This window comes from Allosphingosinicella sp. (assembly GCF_036387215.1).
In the GTDB taxonomy this organism is placed as follows: Bacteria; Pseudomonadota; Alphaproteobacteria; order Sphingomonadales; family Sphingomonadaceae; genus Allosphingosinicella.
Window position 1 is genome coordinate 1 of the sequence record NZ_DASVUE010000427.1, and the last position, 2642, is coordinate 2642.

Genomic DNA, 2642 nt, shown 5'->3' on the forward strand with positions numbered 1-2642 from the left:
GTCCATCCCGGCTTCGCGCAAAGGTGGGACGCGGCGCTGGCGGCGGCGCATGCGCGGTTTCACGATGCAGGGGGGAGAAGGGGGCCTGAGGGTGAGGTCCTTCGAGACGCGGCTTCGACAGGCTCAGCCGATGGCTGCGGATCCGAAGCGCCCTCTGGGGGAGGTCGCGCCGCAGCCATTCAGGATGAGCGGGGGTTGAGGACCAAGGGCGGGGAGCCGGTGGTGGTCCGGACTCGGTCGGGGAAGCTGCAGGTCCGGCCGGCGCATCCGAACAAGCTCACCAAGGCGGCGGAGCAGGTGTTCCTGTCGGCGCTCTCGGCCACTGCCAACGTCCGCTTGTCGGCGGCCGCGGCGGGGGCTTCGGCCAGGGCTTTCTACCGGCGGCGCGAGCAGAACCCCGCGTTCGCGCGCGAGATGCGGCTCGCGCTCGAGATGGGCTATACCGGCCTCGAAGCGGCCGCCTTCATGGCCGCGGCGCCCGAAAGCCACGAGGACGATGCCTGGCGGCACAACGATCCGCCGCCGATCCCGCCGATGACGCCCCAGCAGGCGCTGCAGCTCCTCCACCTGCACCAGAAAGGCGTGCGGATGGGATGGGAGCTGCCCCACCGCCGCAAGCGCCGCGGCGAGCCGTGGGAGACCTATACCGAGCGGCTGCGCGCGATGTGGACGGCCGAAAAGGCGCGGGAGGCCGAACATTCGGCGCTCCGGCTGGCGATGCAGCGGGCGCCGGAGCGGGACCGGAGCATCCTCGAGGAGATGCCGATGCCGGGCGTGCCGCCGCTTCACCTCGTGACGGGGTGGAGCAGGGCGGACCCCGGGAAGGCGCCGCACGATCCGAAGGTGGCGCTGTTCGGCGGCTGGCGGGCGGAGCACATGCGGAGACCGCGTCGGAATCTACTCTGACGGGGCCGCTGCCCCCGGCCGGCGCGCGGCCGTTGCTACTAGCCAAGCGCCGCCGTTTCGACCAGAAGTGGCCGGAGCAAGGGTGGGAGCTGGACGTGCCGCAACTGGTGCCGCATCGCGATAGGAGGTTCGAGCCTGCGGCGGCATCTGTCCGTGACATTCGCCCCGGATCGCCGGAGGCTTCGAGCGGGGCGGAGACCGGCGAGATCGCGGAGGGGCTGCTGAGGGACGGTTATGCGGTCCTGAACGGGCTGTTCGCCGAAACCGCCGTCGAGCAGGCCCGAAGATGCGTGCTTGAGAATTCCAGCCTGCTGCGGAACACCAGGCCCAATCCCAGCGCAGGCCACCTCGCCGGATTCCACCGCTATCCCGCTCTCGAGCATCTGCACGCGATGCTCTCGACCCAGCCGGGCGTCCTCGACGTCCTGAAGAAGGCCACCGGTTCCGCCTTCATGCAGTCGATCGGGCTCAGCGACATCACCGTCAACCGCTCGCAGGAATGGCATGTCGATCTGCTCAGGGGCAAATACCGGCACCATCTGAACTCCCGCATCTGCTGGGGCGCCGACGGCGGGGGCGTGTACAAGGTGCTGCTCTATCTGCAGTCGGGGCAAAGCCTCCGGATCGTGCCGGGCGCGCACATCAAGGCCGTCGATCTGGATTCGGACCGGAAGAGCGAGCCCGAGGACCCTTCCGAGGTCACCACCGTCAACGTCACCGCCGGCGCGGTCATCCTCATGGACATCAGGTTGCCGCACCGCGGCTCCTCGGAGCGCGAATTGAGCAACGGCGACTTCCTGGCGTCGCCGAAGATCCTGATTTCGACGGTGCTCGGCGGCGAGTCCCGGCCGCTCACGGCCGCCATGGAAAAGGGCAATTTTGAGCGGCTGCTCGATTGGGATACGCGCCACCGCGAGCAAGGCAGAATACCTCAGCTGCCGCTGAACTGAACTTGCACGGCACCCACGAGGCGTATCCCGAGACATCCATGCTGCTCGCAAGCATTCTCATAAACCCGGCCAACGAAGCCCGCGGGATCTACATCCCGCCCCTTATCCGCCAGAACATCGAGAGCTTCAGGCAATGGCATCCCGGGCTTCCGCACAAATTGTTCTCGCTTCAGGATGTCCTGGAGCTTCTGGAAGACCGGTTTCCCCCATACGTGCTGGATGCGTTCAACGCATTGCGGCCCTATGCCTACAAGGCCGATCTCGCCCGCTACTGCATCCTCTACGAGCATGGCGGGATCTATGCCGATCTCTCCTATTTCTTCACCGCCTCGATACCGGTCGAAGAGAAGCGGGCCGTGGTGTTCCGGGACTTCCTGTGGTCTTCGCCCTGGGATACCAGCGTCGGCCTGATCTCTTCGCCTCCGCGCCATAAGGCGCTCGAGCGGGCGATCGAGCTGGTCTGCGACAATGTGAAGCGGGGCTATTACGGCCCGACCTCCCTGTGCCCGACGGGCCCGGCATTGTTCGGGAAAGCGCTGGCGATGGCCTGCGGAGCGGAGGATCTCGTCACCGGAACGGCGCTCCAGATCGACCGCGACAGCATCCGGCGGCATGTCCCCGATCTGGACCTGCCGGATTCGGAGGGCGTTCACTGCCTCACCCTCGGGGACAGCCTCATGGCCATCAAGCGGAAGCGCATGGCGTCTCCGGGCCTCACCGACTTCGGCATGAACAACGGGAACGCCTATGCCGAATTGTGGGAGCAGCGGAGGATCTACGTCGATC

The 2642-nt window shown here is 67.0% G+C and carries 3 protein-coding genes; all 3 read left to right on the forward strand.

Annotated features, from left to right (window positions below; translation table 11 throughout):
- Window positions 1–195: 195 nt before the first annotated feature.
- Window positions 196–906, forward strand: coding sequence for a hypothetical protein (locus VF662_RS16235; protein ID WP_464142993.1), 711 nt, complete (start codon window positions 196–198; stop codon window positions 904–906).
- A 32-nt stretch (window positions 907–938) separates the two neighbouring features.
- Window positions 939–1856: a hypothetical protein gene (locus VF662_RS16240; protein ID WP_464142994.1), complete on the forward strand. Its 918-nt coding sequence runs from the start codon at window positions 939–941 to the stop codon at window positions 1854–1856.
- A gap of 38 nt (window positions 1857–1894) precedes the next feature.
- Window positions 1895–2642: glycosyltransferase family 32 protein (locus VF662_RS16245; RefSeq protein ID WP_464142995.1), on the forward strand; the 748-nt coding region annotated here is incomplete at its 3' end.